The 21,728-nt window shown below is 55.6% G+C and carries 18 protein-coding genes; 15 read left to right on the forward strand and 3 right to left on the reverse strand.

Annotated features, from left to right (window positions below; all coding sequences use genetic code 11):
• The first annotated feature begins 50 nt into the window (after positions 1 to 50).
• From JMJ16_RS05470 to JMJ16_RS05500, 7 genes are all read left to right on the forward strand, one after another.
• Positions 51 to 560 (forward strand): hypothetical protein, encoded by a 510-nt coding sequence (locus tag JMJ16_RS05470; RefSeq protein WP_201379068.1) that lies wholly within the window; start codon positions 51 to 53, stop codon positions 558 to 560.
• Between the two features lie 156 nt (positions 561 to 716).
• On the forward strand, positions 717 to 2,312 hold the full coding sequence (locus JMJ16_RS05475; RefSeq protein WP_201379070.1) for an FAD-binding oxidoreductase: 1,596 nt from the start codon (positions 717 to 719) through the stop codon (positions 2,310 to 2,312).
• Positions 2,313 to 2,556: 244 nt separating this feature from the next.
• The gene (locus tag JMJ16_RS05480; RefSeq protein WP_201379072.1) at positions 2,557 to 2,937 is read left to right on the forward strand and encodes a DUF2267 domain-containing protein; all 381 of its coding nucleotides are present in this window, start codon (positions 2,557 to 2,559) and stop codon (positions 2,935 to 2,937) included.
• Between the two features lie 114 nt (positions 2,938 to 3,051).
• Positions 3,052 to 3,939 (forward strand): radical SAM protein, encoded by an 888-nt coding sequence (locus JMJ16_RS05485; RefSeq protein WP_201379074.1) that lies wholly within the window; start codon positions 3,052 to 3,054, stop codon positions 3,937 to 3,939.
• A gap of 154 nt (positions 3,940 to 4,093) precedes the next feature.
• Positions 4,094 to 5,086, forward strand: coding sequence for a MoxR family ATPase (locus tag JMJ16_RS05490; RefSeq protein WP_201379076.1), 993 nt, complete (start codon positions 4,094 to 4,096; stop codon positions 5,084 to 5,086).
• A gap of 7 nt (positions 5,087 to 5,093) precedes the next feature.
• Complete coding sequence (locus JMJ16_RS05495) at positions 5,094 to 6,509, forward strand: DUF58 domain-containing protein (protein WP_201379078.1); 1,416 nt, start codon at positions 5,094 to 5,096, stop codon at positions 6,507 to 6,509.
• Positions 6,433 to 7,872: a DUF4129 domain-containing protein gene (locus JMJ16_RS05500; protein WP_201379080.1), complete on the forward strand. Its 1,440-nt coding sequence runs from the start codon at positions 6,433 to 6,435 to the stop codon at positions 7,870 to 7,872. The genes JMJ16_RS05495 and JMJ16_RS05500 overlap by 77 nt, the downstream gene beginning before the upstream one ends.
• A 345-nt stretch (positions 7,873 to 8,217) precedes the next feature.
• Here JMJ16_RS05500 and JMJ16_RS05505 read toward each other — a convergent pair whose 3' ends face one another.
• Positions 8,218 to 9,375 (reverse strand): RNA polymerase sigma factor RpoD/SigA, encoded by a 1,158-nt coding sequence (locus JMJ16_RS05505; RefSeq protein ID WP_201379082.1) that lies wholly within the window; start codon positions 9,373 to 9,375, stop codon positions 8,218 to 8,220.
• A 594-nt stretch (positions 9,376 to 9,969) separates the two neighbouring features.
• On the opposite strand from JMJ16_RS05505, the gene JMJ16_RS05510 reads away from it, so the two are divergent.
• Positions 9,970 to 10,578, forward strand: coding sequence for a hypothetical protein (locus JMJ16_RS05510; protein WP_201379083.1), 609 nt, complete (start codon positions 9,970 to 9,972; stop codon positions 10,576 to 10,578).
• Between the two features lie 13 nt (positions 10,579 to 10,591).
• A complete protein-coding gene (locus JMJ16_RS05515) occupies positions 10,592 to 11,434 on the forward strand; it encodes a PrsW family intramembrane metalloprotease (RefSeq protein WP_201379084.1) in 843 nt (280 codons plus the stop codon).
• Positions 11,435 to 11,718: 284 nt separating this feature from the next.
• Here JMJ16_RS05515 and JMJ16_RS05520 read toward each other — a convergent pair whose 3' ends face one another.
• Positions 11,719 to 13,023, reverse strand: a complete 1,305-nt coding sequence (locus tag JMJ16_RS05520) for an NF041680 family putative transposase (protein ID WP_201382681.1) — start codon at positions 13,021 to 13,023, stop codon at positions 11,719 to 11,721.
• Between the two features lie 229 nt (positions 13,024 to 13,252).
• Here JMJ16_RS05520 and JMJ16_RS05525 point away from each other — a divergent pair, with 229 nt between their 5' ends.
• From JMJ16_RS05525 to JMJ16_RS05535, 3 genes are all read left to right on the forward strand, one after another.
• Positions 13,253 to 14,494 (forward strand): hypothetical protein, encoded by a 1,242-nt coding sequence (locus tag JMJ16_RS05525; RefSeq protein WP_201379085.1) that lies wholly within the window; start codon positions 13,253 to 13,255, stop codon positions 14,492 to 14,494.
• Positions 14,495 to 14,624: 130 nt separating this feature from the next.
• A complete protein-coding gene (locus JMJ16_RS05530; protein ID WP_201379086.1) occupies positions 14,625 to 15,446 on the forward strand; it encodes an alpha/beta fold hydrolase in 822 nt (273 codons plus the stop codon).
• 81 nt (positions 15,447 to 15,527) lie between these two features.
• The gene (locus JMJ16_RS05535; protein WP_201379087.1) at positions 15,528 to 16,919 is read left to right on the forward strand and encodes a mercuric reductase; all 1,392 of its coding nucleotides are present in this window, start codon (positions 15,528 to 15,530) and stop codon (positions 16,917 to 16,919) included.
• Positions 16,920 to 17,096: 177 nt separating this feature from the next.
• On the opposite strand, the gene JMJ16_RS05540 is transcribed toward JMJ16_RS05535, so the two are convergent.
• Positions 17,097 to 18,335 (reverse strand): MFS transporter, encoded by a 1,239-nt coding sequence (locus JMJ16_RS05540; protein WP_201379088.1) that lies wholly within the window; start codon positions 18,333 to 18,335, stop codon positions 17,097 to 17,099.
• A gap of 346 nt (positions 18,336 to 18,681) precedes the next feature.
• Here JMJ16_RS05540 and JMJ16_RS05545 point away from each other — a divergent pair, with 346 nt between their 5' ends.
• The 3 genes from JMJ16_RS05545 (at position 18,682) to JMJ16_RS05555 (ending at position 21,680) form a co-directional block, all read left to right on the forward strand.
• The gene (locus JMJ16_RS05545; protein ID WP_201379090.1) at positions 18,682 to 19,521 is read left to right on the forward strand and encodes a GNAT family N-acetyltransferase; all 840 of its coding nucleotides are present in this window, start codon (positions 18,682 to 18,684) and stop codon (positions 19,519 to 19,521) included.
• A 100-nt stretch (positions 19,522 to 19,621) separates the two neighbouring features.
• Positions 19,622 to 20,113 (forward strand): hypothetical protein, encoded by a 492-nt coding sequence (locus JMJ16_RS05550; protein ID WP_201379092.1) that lies wholly within the window; start codon positions 19,622 to 19,624, stop codon positions 20,111 to 20,113.
• Positions 20,052 to 21,680, forward strand: a complete 1,629-nt coding sequence (locus JMJ16_RS05555; RefSeq protein WP_201379093.1) for a hypothetical protein — start codon at positions 20,052 to 20,054, stop codon at positions 21,678 to 21,680. The genes JMJ16_RS05550 and JMJ16_RS05555 overlap by 62 nt, the downstream gene beginning before the upstream one ends.
• Positions 21,681 to 21,728 lie beyond the last annotated feature (48 nt).

Below are 21,728 nucleotides of genomic sequence, written 5' to 3' on the forward strand. Positions count from 1 at the left end.
GGAGCTATCATAAGAGATGGCTCCCCAGATTTATTAGAGGAAGAAAGTGCATGCGTATTTTTGAGAAAGACTTTTCTGAGCAATGGACAAATCCGGTTCCCCTTGCGAAGGGGCCATATGTAATGCCATCCGAATTGCTAGAGAATATAAGCTATCGAGAAGCTCTGCCCCTGGATACGTTTCCTGTTATTGAAGATTTTGAAGTTGTCCTTCTCCCTAAATCACGTCTTCTAGAGGACTCCTGGCGCAAAGAATGGGGATACTACTTAGGATTTTTCAGTCAACAGAGAGGATTACTTGCAAGTTTTGGCTTGTGGGGACATGCTGTGATTGACTACTCTCAGGACTTCACCCCGCTAGACTTTTGGGATTTAGAGCAAGGGTGGGATCAAGTAATCTTTGAGCGCGGCGAATATGTTTATGTGTTAGAGGGCGATATTGACGATTATATAGATGGATACCACTGCTGGTTTAGAGTTAGAAAAGAGCGCTATATAGAAGAGTGGGAGGCCGCCCTTAAGGTTGCCCGCCAAATCATAAAACAGAAGGATGAGACTTAAGCTTTTATCTCCTGCTCCCGGCCGACGCTGCTAAAGCACTCGGAATAGTTAGCGCGATGAATCGACTCTCTAGGTCGTTGGTAAAAGTGTAAGCAAAATTTGCTACATAGTGGCGTTGATATATAAATACTTTGATATAGATGAGGATATAGCGCATTGACAATTTTTGAGCATATAGATGAAATGGATCGGCGCAAATTTCTCGCGCTAGGTGCGGGCGGTTTATCCGCGTTGCTGGCGGCCTGCCAGAGTGGAGGCTCGGGTATTGTGAGCGCCGCTACGGCAACGCCTAAGACGACGGCGAGCCCGACGAAGCCTCCGACGCTGACTGATGCCGATTGGGTGAACCTGGGGAAGCGCCTCAAGGGAGAGCTGGTGCGGCCTGGAGACGGCAAATATGATGTCGCGCACCAGTTGTTTAATCCGCGCTTCGATAATATCAAGCCAGTCGGTATCGCGTATTGTGCCTCGCCCGAGGACGTGAAGGCCTGCCTGAACTTTGCCAGACGCTTTAACCTGCCCTTCACGCCTCGCTCGGGCGGGCATTCCTACGCGGGCTACTCCACAACCACTGGTTTGGTTGTGGATATGACGAAACTGGGCGATGTCAATGTGGATACGGGCGCGGGGACCGCGACTATTGGCGGAGGCGCGCGTCTGATCGATGTCTATTCCGCGCTTACCGATCAGGGGGTGATCATTCCCGCAGGCTCCTGCCCCTCGGTGGGTATCGCGGGTTTAACTATGGGCGGGGGTATTGGTGTTCTGGGTCGGAAGTATGGTTTGACCTCTGATAACCTCCTGGAGGCGCAGGTAGTGCTGGCCAATGGGCGGGTCGTTACCTGCAATGAGAGCCAGGAGCCAGACCTCTTCTGGGCCTTGCGTGGCGGTGGCGGTGGCAACTTTGGTGTTGTGACCTCCTTTACCTTCAAAGTACACCAGCTCTCTTCTGTGACGCTCTTTACGCTGGGTTGGTCGTGGGGCAATGCCGGAGATGTCGTGAACGCCTGGCAGAACTGGGCTCCCCAGGCTCCTGACGAACTCTGGTCTAACTGTCTGCTGCTAGCGACTAAAGATGGTCCGCTGGTGCGCGTAAATGGCGTGTATGTGGGAGACCAGGGCGCGGCCAACGCTCAGCTCCAGCAACTGATTGATCGCCTGGGGATCGCGCCGACGAGCCGCTATGTATGGCAATCTGGCGTGCGCGATGCCATGCTCTACGAGGCTGGTTGCTATGGCAAGAGCGTGGAGCAGTGCCGCCTGCCCAGCATGGGGCCTCAGGGCCAGATACAGCGCGAGATCGATCTCTCCAAGGCCGACTACTTCACCAACGCCCTGCCGCGAGCGGGCATTGACGCCCTGGTCAACGCGATTAATACTCGCCAGGCCAATGGGAACTTCACGGGCGGTGGCATTGGCATTGATGCACATGGCGGAGCGATCAACCGCGTCGCCGGCGATGCCACGGCCTTCTCGCATCGCAATGCTCTCTTCTCGGCTCAATACACCGCGACCTGGGAGCCAGGCGACTCGGACAGCCTGGTCGCGGCCAACCGCTCCTGGCTTAGCTCGACCTGGCAGGCCATGCGCTCCTATGCCACCGGTACCTCGTACCAGAACTATATCGATCCCGACCTGCCCAACTGGCAGCAGGCCTACTATGGCTCCAACCTGGCGCGCCTCAAACGCGTCAAGGCTACCTATGATCCCGGCAACTTCTTCCACTTCGCCCAGAGCATTCCACTGGCGTAGAGAATTATTGTTATGGGTATGGTGGTGTGGCGATTGCCCGCCAATCACCACACCACCATACCCTGCTCACGTCAGTAGTAGTGCTGGTTTAGGCGCTTGTTACATGACTCGTTGATGAAGCGTGAAACGGCGAGAGGGTACGTGCATATAAACGCATCTATGCCACCTGGACAATGTGCTTTCATACATACATGCAGCCGGGAATACGACGCTTGATAGATAGTTTCATTTCAGGGAGATGGATATGAAACACGACGAGTTTATCCGCGAAGTACAGGAACGAGCACATTTGTTGTCGCGTGACGAGGCCGAGCGGGCCTCCCGCGCCACTTTACAAATGCTGGGGGAGCGGCTGGGAGGTGGCGAGGCGAAGGACCTGGCTTCGCAATTGCCTTCACAGGAGGCGCAGTATACACTTTCGGGACAAGCAGGCATGGGATATGATATGACCGCGGACGAGTTCTGCCAGCATGTGGGCGATATCGAAGGTGTCAATGCGGAACAGGCGGCGGGGGATGTCCAGGCCGTCTTTAGCGCCCTCCAGGATGCCCTCACCGAAGGGCAGGTGAAGCACATTCGCAACCAGCTTTCCAGGGATTATAATTCCCTCTGGGGCGAGCGGTAAGGTAAAAATGCAACAGAAAAGGGTCCAGGCGAGCCTAGACCCTTTTCTGTTGCATTTTTACCCTCCTCTCGTGTCATTCTATGTTATGATTAAAGGATTGAGGAAGGAGACGAGATGGAAACTACCTTGAAGGAGGCGAAGAGCATCCTGACGCCACAGCGCAAGGGCTTCCTGGCGGGCGGACCATACCCCTTCACGCATGCCCTCTCGGTCTATGTGGGGTGTGGCTTCGGCCGAACCACCTGTGGCATGTACTGCTATGCCCAATTCCTGCCCAGCTGGTCGTTTGGTAGTGGCGGAGCGGCATGGGGCGACGCGGTACAGGTAAAGGCGAACGCCGCCACCTTGCTGGAGCGAGAACTCAAGCGTATGTCGCCCGAGGCGCGCAGGCGCCTGCGCATCTTTATGAGCAGTACCACCGATCCCTACCAGCCACTTGAGCGGACATATGAGGTAACGCGCCAATGCCTGGAGGTCTTCGCGGACTTCCCCGACCTGGACCTGCTGGTAATTCAGACGCGTTCGCCCCTGGCGGAGCGCGACTTGCCCCTGCTAACGCGTATCCCCTATGCCTGGCTCTCCGTCACCATCGAGACAGACGACCAGGCGTATTTAAAGCAGCTAAGAGGAGGTCCCGCGCTGGAGAAGCGTTGGGAGCTTGTGCAGGAGGCGAGTCAGCATGGTGTGCCTACCCAGATCACCGTCAGCCCCTGCCTCCCCTATTCCAGTGTAGAACAGTTTGGTGAGCGCCTGCTCATCAGCGAAGCGCGGCGCGTCATTGTGGATACCGTCGTAGATGGAGATGGCTCTGGAGGCAGGCGTACCGCGCATAGCCCCTTTGCCCATGTGGAGTCCAGCTGGTCTGAGACGAGCGCGGCCCACCAGCTCTACGCATATCTAAGTGAGCGAGCAGCAGCGCATGAAATCGCTCTCGGCTGGAGCAACGCTGGCTTCTGCGGTATTGCGCCAACATATCTGAATCAGGCTTCAATAGGCCTGTAAAAATCAATGATCGCAGACACCACATTGCTAAAGAAGTACACATTTTGTGTACTTTTACCTTGACAGGGTGAATTGCAAACAGCTATAAAAATCATAGCAGATAGTTATTATTGGTTATGGACCCAGAAGCGAGTATTTTTGGAGGTACCCATCGATGGCGAATGATTCGCTGACCCCTTCCTTGAGTTCTACCCGGCAGTATGCTGCGTTGATCCGCGAGAACATTGCGCGTGTTATTGTTGGTAAATCAGAGATCGTTGATCTCTTGCTTGTCGCGTTGCTCAGCAATGGACATGTGCTCCTTGAAGATGTACCCGGCATGGGGAAAACGGTCCTGGCAAAATCGCTGGCGCGTTCGCTCAATGCGGCTTTCCAGCGTATCCAGGGAACACCTGATTTGCTCCCAACTGACATTATTGGTGTCAGCTATTTTGACCAGAAGCAGAACGAGTTTACTTTTCGCGCGGGACCACTCTTCTCACAAATCCTCCTGGTGGACGAAATTAACCGTACGACCCCACGCACCCAGGCGGCTCTCCTTGAGGCGATGGCCGAACGCCAGGTCACGGTTGAGCGCGAGAGCAGACGTCTCCCCCAGCCATTTTTGGTCATTGCGACGCAGAATCCGGTCGAGCTTGAGGGAACCTTTCCGCTGCCAGAAGCGCAGCTTGACCGCTTCTTCCTGTGGGTTCAGATGGGCTATCCCAGCGAGGAGGAAGAACAGGCCATCCTCCATCGCTTTAAGCAGGAGGAGCCACTGGACACGTTACAGGCCGTGGTGAGTGGGGAGGAGTTTCTGGCTTTGCAACAGGCCATTCGCCAGGTGCAGTGGCAACCCGTCGTTGAGCGCTATCTCCTGGCGCTGGTCCGTAGTACGCGCTCGCACAAGGACATCCAGTTGGGCGTGAGTCCACGCGGCACGCTAGCGCTCTATCGTGCCTGCGAAGCCTATGCCGCGATCCAGGGGCGCGATTTTGTCGTGCCGGACGATGTTAAGTACCTGGCCCCCTTTGTCCTGGGCCACCGTCTCATGACCACGCATCGCAACCGTATGCGTGGCAGGCGTAACGCGGAAATTATTGCCGAGATCATCCAGACGACACCTGTTCCCACCGAGGAAATCTCTTCGGTGCTTGCCCCGAGGTAGCCAGGCAATGAGTATACAGGAAGCCTACGAGGCTAATTTCTATCGGGAGATCCTTAAAAAGCGCCGCTCGTGGTATCTTGTGGCTTGCATTCTTTTTGTTGTGAGCGGGATCAGCCGTCAGCCGCTCCCACTGCAAGCGGGCGTTTTCACGCTCGTGATCGCGATTGTTCCAGACCTCTACTTTCGCTACGCGCTGAGGCACCTGCTTGTCCGCCAGTATGTAGACCGGAAGAAGCTTTTCCTGGGGGAACAAGTTACGCTGACGATGAGCATCGAGAATCGCAAGTGGTTGCCCCTCCCCTGGGTGCAGATGGATAATACTATCTCTCCCCCACTTGTGATCTTGAAGCAGGCAGAGACCAGATTACAGGCTGTCCCGCGCGAAACGTTCACCAGTTCATGGCTGCTGTGGTCTTACCAGCGTGTGACGCAGCGTTTTACGATGAGCGCTTATGTGCGCGGCTGCCATATTTTTGGGCCGCTCAAGTTGCGTTGCAGCGATCCCCTGGGTTGGCTGGAGCGCGAGCTTCTTCTGCCAGCCAGCGAAGAAGTAGTGGTCTATCCGCTGATCGCCCCGCTGGAGAGCCTGGGCCTCCCCTCAAAGTTCCTGATGGGTGATTATATCGGGCCACGCCAACTGCTTGAAGATCCGCTCTGGTTTGCTGGTATTCGCGCCTATCAGCCGGGCGACGATTTGCGTCGCATCGATTGGAAAGCGACCGCGCGCACAGGTGAGTTATGCAGTAGAATCTACGAGTCGACTACCCGGCGCCAGCTCTTACTCTTGCTGGATACCCGCGCCTATTCACCTCAACTCCAGGGACCCGATAGCGCTATTCAAGAGTTTTGTATCTCGGTGGCCGCCTCATTGGCGACGTGGGGACTTGAGGAGGGGTATATGGTGGGCCTGCTCGCCAACTGCGCGCTGGCAACGCCCAGCCATACACTCAGCTCTGTAGCCAACACTGACCAGGAAGGAGATGCAGGGACGACAGATATGTCCAACGCGGTAGACTACTCTGTGCCAGGGGTGAGCGTTCCCTTTGGCCTGAACTATGAGCAAGCTGAGGACCTCTTGACTATGCTTGCATGCCTGACCCCTGATCAGCACATGCCTATGGAGTATGTGCTTGAAAATGGGTATGAAATGTTTGCGCGGGGTACCACTATCCTGCTGATCAGCGCTACCCAAACGCTCAGTGAAGACACACTTGAACTGCTTCAGGAACAGCAGGAGCGAGAGTGCGCGGTCCATCTCGTGTTGGTCGGAGATCGAGAGGAACGACGAGAACTTCCAGGAATTGAGGATTTTTCCTGCTACTATCCTGGGGGAAAGGAGAAATGGCATGAAGTTACCCACGCGATCAACGATGCGCAGGGAACGCTCGTCGGTAGGAGCGCAGTTCACCTCCAATTGGATTGAGGTTCTTGCAATCCCTGTTGCTTCAGCCATCATGGAGGCGCTGCCCATCGCCCTGGCGCTCCAGGTCCTGGTCGAGAAGATTTTCTTTGCTTCCGACGCTCAACTTGAGCTTAATGTTGCCAGTGTGGCACTCGTATTGCTTGGCCTGCATTGGTGGATGTTGTGGCGACGTACAAAAGCTGTAGCAGCCAATGTGTCAAGAATACCTGTTCAACTCATGCATATATTGAGCGTTCTGGTCGCCTTTGCGTTCCTGCTGTGGACGAATCCCGCTTTTGCCGAGGACTCGGGCGGTTGGACGATTATGCTGTTCCTGACCGCCGTGGTCTGGTATCGCAGTTATTCCCGTACGCGGCCCGACGAGGAGACAAATCAGCTTGTGTGGGGCTTAAAGTTTGGCTTCCTGCTCCTGCTCGGCGTAATGGTTTTTGCGCTCACCGAACAGTCCATGGGCTCTCCGGCCCTGAACCGCACTTTGATGACCGATCTCCCCATTTTCTTCCTCTCAGGCCTGCTGGCCCTCTCATTTAAACGCCTCAGCATCCTTAAGCAAGAGCAAGCCCGGCGGAGCAAGGGTCCAGACAGTTTTAAGACAGGAAGGTGGATTACGGGTCTGGCGCTCACCTGGGTGGCCGTGATTATTGGCGGTATGGCCTTTGAAGCCCTTCCGCCCGAGGTGTTAGCCAGCGTGGTCAATGTAATTCTGGGCCTGCTTATCTCGCTTCTGAGCCTGCTGGCTTATCTCTTTAGCCTGCTCAATTTTGGGAACGCTTCACAGGGGCCATCTCTACCAGACCTATCCAAACGCCAACTTCAGCCGCCATCTTCCATCCCGGTATTGCATACCCCTCCGCCAACTACTCTTACCTTGCCTCTTACCCTGATCGGATTTGTCTGTGGCATCCTCCTGGTGGTCATACTTATGCTGGTCATACTCAAAAGGAGGGTGCACGAGACAAATGCAGGGGAAGGAAACGAGGTGCGCGAAAATCTCGATAAGGAGAAAATTCAAAAGGAGCGGCGGAAGGAGCGCAATCAGAGGACCAAGCTTGAGGCGCTAGATCCCTCATCCGCGCGTGCGCGCTACCGTGAACTCCTCACAGCCATGGCGACGCAAGGGCTGCCACGCCGTACTGACGAGACGCCCGCTGAATATCAGGCCCGCCTGTTGACTCTCACTCAGGTCTTGCCTGAAGCGGAGGAGCAGCAAACGCCAGCGGATCAGGAGATTCTTGCGGCCTTAACCCAGGACTATACCCGCGAGCGCTATGGCGCGAAGCCGCTAACCCCTGAACGCCAGGACTACCTACGCCAATGGCTGCCATCATTGCTGCGACGCCTGATAAAAAAGAAAGAAACATAGGCACCCGATTTATGACTCTGCTGGCAAATTTTGTCCGGACACGTTGCCGAGCTTAGAGAGCTGCACACCGTGTGAGGGAGCGCTCAAAATTCGGTAGGGACGCGCTAAAGCTGGTCCCTACCGATATTTCGTGCCTTTCGCAGATGCCTGTTCGGACAACCTCCTAAAATGTGTCAGCGGAATATTCTGAGGCCATGTATAACCTCATACGGAGTGGTGCGCCAATCGGCGCATGATGTTTCATTTATCGGGTGCCTTTGGGGCGTTAATGCCAGTAGCAAATGCGAGCAAGGGCGGCCAGATACCAATATGCGTATCTGGCCGCCCTTGCTCGTGCTTATCTCTTTAGTTCAAGAAGTCTTTGAGCTGACGGCTGCTGTAGGATTGGCGTAGCTTGCGGAGCGCTTTGGCTTCGATCTGGCGTACGCGTTCGCGGGAGAGATGCAGGTTCTCGCCGATCTCGGCCAGGGTGTGCTCTTTGCCATCCAGAAAGCCAAAGTGGTACTGGATGATGTGGCGCTCGCGCTCGTTCAGCTCGTCGAGCACATGCGCGATCTGCTCCCTGAGGATGTTGCGCGTAGTGATGTCGGCTGGCGAGGCTGTGACCTGGTCCTCGACGAAGTCGCCCAGGGAGCTATCGCCATCGTCACCAACAGGCGATTCCAGGCTGATGGGCTGCTTGCCTGCCTCCAGGATATCGTAGACGGTATCTACGCTGATATGCATGCGCTCCGCGATCTCCTCGGCACTTGGCTCGCGTCCCAGTTCCTGAAAGAGCTGAGAGCTGGTGCGGTGCAGGCGGTTGACTGCCTCGTGAAAGTGGACTGGCAGGCGGATGGTGCGGGCCTGGTTCGCGATGGCGCGATTGATGGCCTGGCGAATCCACCAGGTGGCGTAAGTGCTGAACTTAAAGCCTCTGCTATAATCAAACTTTTCGACGGCGAGCATCAGGCCCGCGTTCCCCTCTTGAATGAGATCTGCCAGGGCCATGCCACGTCCCATGTACTTACGTGCGATGCTTACGACCAGGCGCAAGTTGGCTTCAGTCAGGCGGTCGCGCGCATTCTGAGCCGAGTCCATGATCGCGCGCTCTGGTGGGACCTTGAGCAGGCGTGCGCGCTCCTGCTCCAGTTTGCCTCGCTCGATCTGCTGCGCCAGTTGCACCTCTTGTTCGCTGGTCAGCAGGGGAACGCGACCCATCTCGCGCAGGTAAGTCTCAAGAGTATCTCCAGGCTCGCCCGCGGCCTCTATAAGGGCGGCGGGATGACTGGACTTCGCTGTATATGTAGGAACAGGCTCTTCCTCTTGCAGAGGCTCCTCTGTTGTGTCTTCAGCCTCTTCCTGTTCTTCGTCCTCATCCAAAGCGTCCTCCTCGTGAAGGAGTTCGGCCTCGTCCAGGTCGAAATCGTGCTCCTCCTCACCTGGTTTCGTCCTAAAAGGAGACTCCTGAAGAGGGAGTAAACGTGTCATATTCTTCTCATGATCTTGAAGTAACATTGCCATAGGCGGGTCTCCATATTGATAAACGCACAATAAAATAAGGCAATGTGTGCGCGTGCATTTCGCTCAGTGTATTACGGTTTAGCTATTGCTGGTTTAGCTATTGATTATAGGTCGGTCTTCTTCTAAATATCGGCAGGAATAGCGGAGTCCTTAAGTACACATCGTTCGTAAGTGCGCCTCGTACCAGGAAGACAGGTCGGGCGCGATACAATCTCGATACAATTTCTAGATGTCTGTAGCATAAGCAGGTGGAAGGATAGGTGCTTTTAGCATTTACATAAGCATTTGCATAGTAGAAAACACCTGTGGGGTTAAATTTATTCCACCTCTAGACAACAATGACGCCCTCTCTCCGCCGATGGGTAAGTTTTCACCTATATATTATACTATGAACTTCAATTTTTATTCCTTTAGCGTTACCTTAGTACTTATTTTTCCATGTGTTTATGCTTTATTAGAGATAGATGTTTGCTTGGTTAGAGAATGGTAAGTGGGGGAATGTGTGGGGACACCCCACGCCCCGGCAGGAGGGAGAGCCTCCTGCACCTCCCCTGGATGTGGTGAACACACCTGTTTGAAAGAAGTGGAGGATTGATGATACAAGGTAAGCGCTGGCTTCCTTCAGAAAAGGCCCTGGGTGTGCTCTGCCTGGCCCTTTTGCTGGGGGCACTCTCCTTCGGTGGGTATGCGCCTCTTGCCAGGGCGGTAGCGCGTGTTGAGCCGACACTCGTGACCTACTTTTATCCCTCCTCAACGGCACAGGCCACCGCCTCGGGTTATTGTTGGACTGGCTCGTTGGCTGCCTCGCGCAGCGATGCCTGGCGGTGTGCTACCGGCAATATCATCTATGATCCATGCTTTGAACCAGTCGCGTCCAAGCCTGGAGGCCTGGTCATCTGCAATCCCAATCCCGCTACGGGGCAGAAAGGCATTCGGGTAAACCTGAATCAGCCTCTGCCCCGGGCGGAAGCTTTTAAAGGACCAGACACTCAGGCATGGCTGCTTGTGCTTGCCAATGGCTCATTCTGCTCCTTCCTCACAGGTGCCACCGGCCTGGTAAATAATCAGCGCATCGATTATGGCTGCTCCGATGGCTCAGTCGTGATTGGTCTTCCGCAAACAGGAAAGGTCTGGATGGCAAAAAATCAGGCTTCTGAGAGCAACACGCTAAAAGACATACCTGTAAAAGAGGTATGGCTATGAAAGGATGTGATCTATGTCAGGCACCTGGCAGACGCCTCGCCGTCCATCGCGTAGCTGGCTTCAGGTCTTTTTTCTCGGTTTTCTGCTATTCGTTTTAACCGTGGTAGTTATGGCCTTGACGAGTAACTCAAACCTTTATCCCACCGTGATCGTGATCGGTAACTTTCTCATTCCGGTCGTCTTCGTCGCTTTCCTGTACGATCATCAGCACATCACATCGCTTTCGCCAGAGCAAATTGCCAAAAGCTTCTGCCTCGGTGGTGTGCTTGGGGTGCTGGGCGCGTCGATACTTGAGGCGCTATTGCTTCCACCACAGACCAGCCCTGATCAGGAGCTCTCATTTCGCAGTGGCTTATTGATTGGCCTCATTGAAGAGGGATGTAAAATCCTGGCTGTGATCTTCCTCGCGCGTAAGATGCGCCACGACTCACCCATTGACGGCTTGCTGCTTGGCGCGGCTGTGGGTATGGGTTTCGCGGCCCTGGAGAGCACGGGCTATGCCTTCAATGCCTTTATCTACAGCCATGGACGCTTTAGCGCGTCTATCGTAGAGACGATCCTGCGTGGCCTGATTGCGCCCTTTGGACATGGCACATGGACCGCCATCCTGAGCGCCGTCCTCTTCCACGAGAGCGCGCCCTACCGTTTTCGTATCACAATTCCCGTCATTCTGGTCTTTGCCTTCGTCGTGGTGTTGCATGGAGCCTGGGATGGCCTGCCCCATTCGCTCTACTTCGTGGTTCCCCCCGGCTTCCCCATCTCGGTCGCGACCCTCATTATCAGCATCCTCGGCATCGGTGCGCTCGTAGTCGTCTACAAGCATGCCGAGAAAGAACGCCTGCCCGAGCAGAAATAAAGAAGATGATATGAGATGAGGATGTGATTTGCGGTCCGCAAACCACATCCTCATCTCATATCCCAATGGAAGAGCGGCGTTTGTTGCTAAGGTGTGTATAATAGGAAACTGTAGTGTAATGACTTGCTGGCCTGATCATTAACCAAATTTTGTAAGCGATAGGCCAGGTGGACTTTGTATATTTTATCTATTTTGGTGTTTAGATAAACAGGACCTATGAGAATGTGCTTCGCACATTCTGAAAAAAGGAAACCATGTTCACATTGACGACTCTCAAAAGACATTTAGCCCTTGGTTTTGGCCTTGTGCTTGCTTTTGAGGACCACGCCATGGCGTGGAGCAGGCTGCGGATGGAACCCAGAGGCTCGTCCTGGCGATTTTCCTCGCTTTTGGCACATCCGAGTCGGCGTTCCCAACTGCACCAAAAGCGAGGGCATTGTCCGACGAACTTGTCGGGGGGTCAGCGGACGTTGCTTGGGTTCCCAAGGCCGATACACGGCCTGTCCCAGCGGACGTGCCAACAGCAACTGGTTCAAAGCCAGCGCCACCAACAGACTCCAACGCTCGAATTGCTCGGGTGTGCGCACACGGGCCTGGGTCCAGAGCAAGTCTTGCTTCATGAAACGGTAGCCATGCTCATGAGAGAAGCGATGGGCGTAGGTGGGAGCGACCTCCTGCAAAGGCATGTCTGCCGAGAGCTGAACAAACCAGCTCTCACGCGGATCGCGCTTGCTGTTCTTGGCCCCCTCGCGCACCACACGCACCACACACACCTCGACATCACGACCTTGTTTGAAGTGCAACCCGCTCCAACGCGTGAGGTGGACAGGCCTGCCCTTCTCATCGTTTGCGCTTACGCTCTCATCGGCCCCTGTCAGCGTTTCTGCTCGTGTGCCTTGCAGCAAGGCTCCATCCAAAGGGATACGGCCTTTCTTGCTTTTGCGCACGGGCTTGCGATACAGCTTGCGGTTGCGCTTGAGACGAATGAGCACCTGGCAGCCCAACTCCTTGCAGGCACGCAAGAACGCAGCCGTCGCATACCAGCGATCTGCCAGGATGACCACGCGACGTTTGAGGTGAGGAACCACCTCGCGCAGCTGGATGAGAGCCACCTCGGTAGCCGTTTGGTCGGTGCGCACGCGTCGCTGATCCAGGATGCCAACCCAACTGCCAGGCTCGGTAGGCAAGAGCATCACCGTCGAGAACTGCCATCCCACACTCACTGGCTTGGTGGCACGAGGCAGATTGGGGACGTAGATGATGCCGCGATCTGGGCTGGTTTCGGCTTCTGGCCGAGGCACACTACTACAATCAATGCTGATGCAAATGAGTTCCTCGCCCCCTCGTTGCTGCAAGAGGGCGTGGATGCAGACGGCGCGCAAGGCGTCCTCATCAATCTTGCCATTGGTCAAGCCTTGATAGAGGCTGGACCAGCCACGCTCGAAAGCAGGCGCTTGCGACAATTCGATCAGCGAGCGAGCCTCGGACTCGCTCAGCAAGGCATCACACAGGTTGAACAGGGCATCGGCTCCGCGACCAAAGCACGCGTAGGCTTGCTGACGAAAATCGGTCAATGTGTTAAAGTACATCCACGTAATGCTCATTTCTTGTTGATTTTTCTTGTTGAAAGAACATTACGTGATGTGGCAGCTCTTGGCAATCAAGACTGCCTTTTTTCTTAGGTTTATCTAAACGTCAAATCTATTAAAAGCTATGAGAACGTGACTCTGCCGAAGCTGTGTGTGTGTGCTGGTCCCTACCGAGGGGTGCGTTTTCCCATTTTTCAGCGGAGTCATATATTGAAGGGATTCATTGCGTATGCAGCAAGCTATAGAGCAGAATTCGCAGCAGGAACAGCAGCAGGCATCTTCTAGCGTGGGTAAGAGCGGTTGGGCGAGGCGTAGAGAGGAACGCGAGGCGGCCAGACTTGCCAGGCAGCTAGCTAAGACAGCCAGGAAAGACCAGGCGGCGTCCCTCAACGCGTTTGATGTGACACGGACGGAGCCTGGAAGCTTCTATGAGCAGGCCATTGAATGGACGCATCGCGCCGATAAGATTATTAACCTGGTGCTCGGGTATCTGCTGGCAATCGCCTCGGTCCTGGGCTTTATGGATGTGCTCTCAAATGGTGAGGTCCTGGGCCATGTACCTTTCCTCTTCTATATCTGGCTTCTCATCATGGGCCTGGGCGTCGACTTCCAGATCCTGCTGGTGATCGGGCGTGTTCCCGACCTGGCGCGTATGGTTGGGCACCCGGTGGGCAAATGGGTGCTTGTGACTTTTAACATCGTCTTCCTGGCCTTCCTCGCTTATGTCTCAATCGTCATTGGGGCTGTCTTTACACAACATCGCGATGTACCGGGAACCATCGCGCAAGCCATGCAAATGTTGGGCATCAACTCAACCAGTTTTGTCTATGAACGCGCAGCCCTGGCGACCTGCCTGCTGATCCTGATGGCTATTGACCGTACAATGGAGCGCTGGCGGATGCAGATCGCGGTGGGAAATCGGCAGCAGCAGCTCGATAAGCAGCAGGTGCGGATCAGCGAGGTGGAGACACAGGTAGAGAGCGCCCAGCCAGCGCAAAATGTGCGGACTGGCGAGCTCGCACAGGTGGTCCAGGCCATGCAGGAGATGAACGCGCAGAACCTGGCGGCCATGCAGACCATGAACAACGAGATGCTCAATCGCTTCTCCCAGGTTACCGTTGAACTGGTGCGCGAGACAATTGAGCGGACCGTGGCTACGGTTGCTCTGCCATCCGCGGAGGCGCCTGCTCTGCCCGCTGGCAAGGCCGAAGACGAGGCCACAAGCGAGTCGCACCCCTCCTTGAACGAGCAGAACCTCTTTGAAGATGAGCCAGGGCGCACAACAGAGGCTTTGAGCGCGATTGATTTCAAGTTTCGTGGCGCTCAACCATTTACGCCGGATTACGGTAAGCTTATCGCGGACATGTACCAGGAGAACCCTGATCTGAAAGTGATGGATATCGTTGATGAGCTGAGGTGCGCCCGCAGCACTGCCACCAAATGGCTCAAACGCGTCAAGGAAGAGGCATAGGGTTCAAGGGCACGACGCTGCTGAAGCACGCGTCTACATATGATGGGACGGAGCCAGTTATACCTTTATATGTAGACGCGTGCTTCAGCAGCGTCGGTCGGAACTATACAATTTAAGGGAAGAGGCATAGATGATTACTAGCATGCGGCGCTACCTGAAGGTTGGAGGGGTACGCCTCTGTTGTGTGGACTTTGGCGGGGATGGTCCGCCGGTACTGCTTCTGCATGGTCTCGCGGGACGGGGGCTGGAATGGCGGGAGAGCGCGAGCTGGCTCAGAGAGCACTATCACGTCTATGCCCTGGATCAGCGTGGGCATGGTATGAGTGACAAGGGCTTAAGCGACTACTCACGGGATGCCTACGTTGATGATGTTATAAGCGTTATTGAACAGCTCCAGATTCAGCCAGTATTGCTCATCGGGCAATCTATGGGCGGGCAGAATGCCTATCTCGTGGCCTCTCGTCGGTCAGACCTTGTGCGTGGCCTGATTGTGGTTGAAGCTACGGTCAGTCCCAATCCTGATAATCCTGATGTGCAAGAGATGATCCGTAAGTGGCTGCATAGGTGGCCCCTCCCCTTCCCCTCACTTGCCGATGCCAAGGCATACTTTGGAGGTGACACTCTTTATGCTCAGACCTGGCTGGAGATCCTTGAGGAGCGCAGTGATGGCTTCTGGCCCCAGTTCCACTTCGAAGATATGATCATTTCAGTAGCCGACCAGGGGGTACACGATTATACGGATGAGTGGCTGCGCATACAATGTCCGACTCTGCTTGTGGGTGGTGAAAAGAGCTTTCTGCCGCAAGAGAAGCTATGTGCCATGGCTCAACAACTCTCTCATGCACGCTATGTCCAGATCGCGGGCGCGGACCATGATCTTCACCTGAGTCAACCTAAGATCTGGCGGCAGGAAGCCGAAGTGTTTCTGCGCAACCTGGACCATATCCGCTAGCTAATGCGTGTCAGTATAGAATGCCCTCTTAAGATAGAGATAGAAGCATTTATTTCATAGTGAAAATGAGGAGCGAAAGCGATGGCTGAGATACAAACCTATGACGCGATTGTGATTGGCGCAGGCCAGGGAGGTGGTCCGCTGGCCTCGGCTTTGGAGCAGAGCGGGAAGAAGGTCGCCATGGTCGAGCGTGAGCATGTGGGCGGCACATGCGTCAATGAAGGCTGTACGCCGACGAAAACCATGGTCGCCAGCGCCCGTGTGGCCTACCTGGCGCGTCGAGGCGCCGACTATGGCGTCTCAACGGGTCCCATAAGCATCGATATGGAGGTCGTGCGCAAGCGCAAGCGCGATATCGTAGATAGCTTTCGCTCAGGTAGCGAGAAGCGCCTGGTCTCCTCCGGCGTGGACCTGCTCATGGGCGAGGGCGAGTTCACTGGGCCGAAGCGCCTGCGCGTCACCCTCAACGATGGCGGTGTGCGCGAGATCGAGGCCGAGACCATTATCATCAATACCGGCCTGAGGCCAGCGACTCCGCCTCTGGAGGGCATAGAGACCATTCCCACACTCAATTCGACCAGCATCATGGAGCTGGATAGTGTGCCTGAGCATTTGCTGATCATTGGTGGTGGCTATATCGGCCTGGAGTTTGGGCAGATGTTCCGCCGCTTTGGCAGCCAGGTCACGCTGATACAGCGCGGCGCGCGGCTTCTCTCGCGAGAAGATAAGGATGTCGCCGAGGAGGTGGCAAAGATCTTGCGCGAGGACGGCGTCGAGATCCTCTTGCAGACAAAGCTCAAGCGCGTCGCGAAGGACGCCAGCGGCAAGATCCATCTCACAGTTGAGGCGCCCGAGGGTGAGCGCACCCTGGTAGGCTCGCACCTCCTGCTGGCCTCTGGTCGCGTTCCCAACACGGATAAGCTTAATCTCGCAGCCACGGACGTCGAGGTGAATGAGCATGGTCTGATTCAGGTCAATGATAAACTGGAGACTAATGTCTCGGGCATCTACGCCATTGGCGATGTCAAGGGCGGCCCGGCCTTTACCCACATCTCCTATGATGACTTCCGCATCCTGCGCACCAACCTGATCGAGAATGGTAACGCCAGCATCAAGGATCGCCTGCTGCCCAATACCGTCTTTATTGACCCACAATTGGGGCGCGTCGGCCTGAGCGAGGAGGAGGCACGCAAGCAGGGGCTTGATATCCGCGTGGCGAAGATGCCCATGAGCTACGTCGCCCGCGCGCTGGAGACCGACGAGTCACGTGGCTTTATGAAGGCCATCGTCGATCCCCAGACGAAGCAAATCCTGGGCGCAGCCGTCCTGGGTCTTGAGGGCGGCGAGGTTATGGCGATGCTGCAAATCGCCATGATGGGCAAACTGCCCTATACGGCCCTGCGCGATGGCGTCTTCTCCCACCCCAACCTCTCCGAGGCTCTCAACAACCTCTTCTCCATACTGGATCAATAGGGCGTCGGGTGGCTGGTAGGGACCAGCTTTAGCGCGTCCAAATGCCATTCATGGCAGTGCGGCGCAAGCTGGTTTTTCGCCTGAAACAGGTGACGTAACCTGCGAAATGACGCCAAGGAGCGTTTTGGGCTGCGCCTAGGGGCGATTAATCGCCTTTGGACGCGCTAAAGCGGGTCCCTACCGGCTTGCAGAGCCGTTTTGTGTGAGCCATTCGTGGACCAGGCTGATGATGGCGATGAGCAGGATGGAGCAGGAGCAGAGCGCGATTCCACTCGCTAGATACTGGTGGCTGGCGAAGAGGGGCGTGGCAAGCGCGGAGCCGAGCATCAGGCCAATCCCGGCGATGAGCCGGCGCAGGCTGTACATCTTCCCCACGTCTGTGGAGGGAAAGTCGGTCTGGATGATGCTTACCAGAATCAGGTCGCCCATTGGGCTGCCGAAGGCCGCGATGGCGGCGCCTAGCATGGCCAGAATGGGGGTCGTTGCTACGCCGATAAGCAGGAAGCCCAGTCCTAGAATGATCTGCCCAATGTACATCCAGCGCAGGTCGCGTGTGCGCGAGAGGTGGTTTGTGAGGAAGAGGCTCAGCACATTGCCGACGCCGTATGCCCCCACGACCAGGCCATAGGTGCCAGCATTGGCCCCCGGCATGCGCGCGATCAGCAGGGGTACCCCTATGAGAAAGATAGCCGCCCAGGAAATATTGCTCAGGCCAAGGCTACCAAGCGCCCAGGCCAGCGGGCGATGGGCGCGTAACTGGACTAGCCCGCTCCGCATATCGCTAAAGATATGTCCCCTGGCTTCTGGCTTCTGCTCGCTCGTTTTCGCTTTTCTGGCAGGGAAGTGCCTGGCAAGCAGAAGAATACTGAAGGCTGAGAGGGTAAAGCTGATGGCGTCCAGGGTGAAGAAATGGGCCAGCGGGATGAGCAGAAGTAGCAGGCCAGTGAGGCCCGGACCCAGGACGCGCGCCATCCTCTGCGTGCCATCCATCAGGGTATTGGCGGCATAGAGTTGTTTGCCATCACGCGTCAGGAGGGGCAGACTGGCGATAAGCGCGGGATCAAAGAGCGTGCCCAGCGCCTCAAGGCCAATACTTAGCAGGATGAGCTGCCAGATCTGAAGCATGCTGCTGACCGCCAGGAGCGCAAGCGCACCTGCTAGCAGTGCTCGGACCAGATCGGTATAGATCATGGTTTCTTGTCGTGGCCAACGGTCCGCCAGGGTCCCACTGGGCAGGCTAAACAGGAGGACCGTCAGCGATCCCAGCGCGCTCACGACTCCGGCTGTGCTGCCCAGGAGGCGGGTCGTAATCCAGATAAGCGCCACGCTAAAACATTGATCGCCAATCGCCGAAAGCATCTGCCCACCCCAGAGAATAGCCAGGTGCGGCGTACGTAAAACTTTCAAGAAGTCCATCGTATACGTTCTCTTTCCCTTAAAAAAATAATCTGAGGACATTTGTGGCTCAATACGTGGCTGGGTGCCTACTTTGGGCGCAAAAAACGCTTTTAGAAAACATGTCCAGATATGGTATACTAACTAAAGCATATCGAACAAAATTGACACTTTGAGACCATCAGGAAACGACCTCAAATATCCAAACACCCTTCCCCCCTTTCCCTCTGGTCGACTCCATAGAGATCGATCCGTTGAAGGATCCTGCAAGTGCTTTGTCTGGCGCACAATTTCGGTTCCCGTCGCGTCCATAGAGATCGATCCGTTAGAGGATCCTGCAAGTGTTGAAACACGATAGGAGATGAGCATGTTTACAATTCTTACTCCACCTGCTTTTGAGCGTGTGAAGCCACTCTTTGCCGATATGGCGTACCACCTCGCCATTGTGACTGTCCTGGCAGGGAAGACACCGGGGCAGGTGTATGTTGATGACTCCGAGGCACCCCAAACCGCGCTGCTTCTGCCTACTAATCCTCATCGTATCTATCTCGCGGGCCGAGCAGGGCATTCAGACCTGCAACAAACCATACAGGCTATTTTAGCGCAAAAATATCACGAATTATCCCCAGGTGCAGATGGCTATGGGGCTTTGCTGTACTATCCTCCTGGAGACGAGAACTGGCAGGCTCTTATTAATACTGTTTTCCAGGGGCAGGAGATCTTTAAGGGCCAGCGAGAGTTCCACTGCTTGAAGTTGCCACATACTATTGTAAGTTCTCCCCTTCCCGAGGGCTTTGTGCTGCGCCGCCTCGATGAGAAGCTTCTGCAAGAACTGGAGCCAACAAATAGAGCGCATGTCCTTGAAGAGATCTGTTCAGAAAGCCCTTCACTTGAACACTTTCTTACGTATAACTTTGGCCTCTGCGCACAGCGTGAACACACGCTCGCTGGCTGGTGCCTGGCCGAGTATCGTGACCAGGAGCGCTGCGAACTGGGCATTGAGACGCAGGAGGACTACCAGCGCCAGGGCATCGCGACGGCCCTGGCCCAGGCCGTCATTAAGCAAGCTTTTGTAGAGGGCGCGACCGAGATTGGCTGGCATTGTTGGGCCAGAAATACGGCCTCAGTCGCCACGGCCAAAAAACTAGGTTTCGAGAAGGCTTTCGATTACCCTGTGTACTATTGCCAGTACCGCCAGGAGGCATAGTGGAAGCAAATACCTGTAATTTCCGTTTTTGGGCGGTACAAAAAGAATAGTTTGAACATAGGTAGAATCTGTATGGGGTTGAAGAGGAGGATGGAAGAGGATGGCACGCACGCTCACCACCACACTTACCACAGCAGTAGGCGATACCACGCGCGTCCCTGTCATCTCAGCGACGTGCGAGGATCATATCGCGCGCTACAACCAGCTCGCAGCCGCCAACGCCTCGCAGGCGCAGAGCTTTTTTAACGCCTGCATCGCCAGCGATGGCTCGATCATTCGCGTGTGGGTGGTGGCTGGCAGCTCTCCAGCGACGTTCCAGTATCAGCGCATCACCAGCCCTACGATCGCCAGCCAGTGGACGACCTGGACAACCTTCGGCGGGGCTAGCGCGACCATTGCGCTCAACGGTGCCTGCTGCGTCTCCAACAATGGTGGCACGCTGCGCGCATTCGCCCAGCAAAGCGCTAGCCCGAATGCACTATGGACCTGGAGTTCGACCGATAACGGCGTGACGTGGAGCGCCAGCCCCAGTGTGGTCTATACACCTGCGTCAACTGGCGCTGATGAGGGGCCTGGGCAGTGGGGGCAATAATGACATCTTCATCCAGTACGACGTGGTTGGCGGCAAGTCAATGGGCATGTGTACCTTTAATGGCACGTCCTGGTCAACTATCGCGGTTTGGCCGGGCGGAATTGTATCAGGCCTGGCCGGGGTGGCTGTGTATTGGGACTCCTCGGCCACGCTCTATCGCCTGGTCTATTCGACGGCAACCGAGATCTACAGCTTCAATGTAAATAGCACAGGTACGACCTGGAGCGGACAAAACTACCTCGTTGCCGCGAGCGCTAACGGCCTCATCCATCAATCGCCCTTTCTGCTCAGGGAGCCAAATGGGACGCATACGGTGACCTATGTTGACTATGATCCGGGCACGATCACGGGCGCCAGCTTCTTCTATCCCCGTGTGCGCCAGAGCATAGACTTTGTGCATTGGAGCAATGGCTACATCCTCCAGGATGCCAACCTGGCGGCCAATCTGGGCATCGTTCCGCTCTATCGTCCCACGGATACCACCGTCTATATGGTGGCACAGAATCGAACCTATACGCGCAGCGATTATAGCCAGGCCAACACAGCGCGCTACCTCGACATCTCGGCGGCGATCCTCTCCTACAAGCGCACCGAGCATGAGAGCAAGCCTGCCACGATTGAGCTAGAGCTGGACAATACAGGCGGCGTGTTTAATTCCAAGGTTGGCAGCTTAACGACGTTTGCCCCCATCAATATCGGTTCTAGCCTGGTATTGAGCGAGGGGTATAAGACGGGAACCAACCATACGACGCCCGAGACGGTGAAGATCGCGACTTTTAGGATGAAGAAAGTCACATTTGAGCGTGGGCCGAGTGCGCACCGCATCAAGATTATGGGGGTCGATGCCTCCTACTTGCTCGATACGATCAATCATTTTCAGATCCAGTATGCAGCTCAGACCGTGGCCTATCTCATTACGGAGATCTGCGCGAGGGCCGGGCTGTTTACCGTTGCGGTGCCGGGTAGCTCGACGTTTACGCAGACGGTTCCCATCTTCATCTTGCAGGCCAACCGCACGCTACGTGCCACGCTGAACGAGGTGTGTCAGACCTATAACCTGCGCTACTTCATAGACCAGGACGAGAAGGTCCAACTCCGCGAGTTCAATGTGGGCGATGCCTCAGTATGGACATACCAGCCAGAGGTTGAGGTCCTGAGTTTGGGCACCGACGATGAGCCAGCAAACCACGTCATAGTAACCGGAGCCGCGACCACCAACACCACAACGGCCAAAGTGAGCACAGGCGAGGCCTACGATATGACAGCCGAGAAGCTGATCGGGTTCGAGCGTATCAAGCATGTCGTTGATTTGAAGCTAACCACGCCAACACAGTGCGCCCTACGCGCGTCGTCGATACTCTACCAGGAGCAACGCGCCACCGTCGCGCACCACATCAATGTGCCGCTCAACCCAGCACTACAGTTGCACGATCCTTTGACGCTCACAGACTACGCCGCGCCCAGAGGCACCGGCCAGAGCGGCAAGTTTCGCATCAACTCCATGCAGGCCGAGTTCAGCGCTCAGGCCGCGAAGTTTGAGCATGTCATTAGCCTGGAAGGCGCATAGAGAAGGTGTGATTATGGTGGCGGTGTGGCGCAGCCACACCGCCACCAT

The sequence above is a fragment of the Ktedonobacter sp. SOSP1-52 genome, from assembly GCF_016587395.1.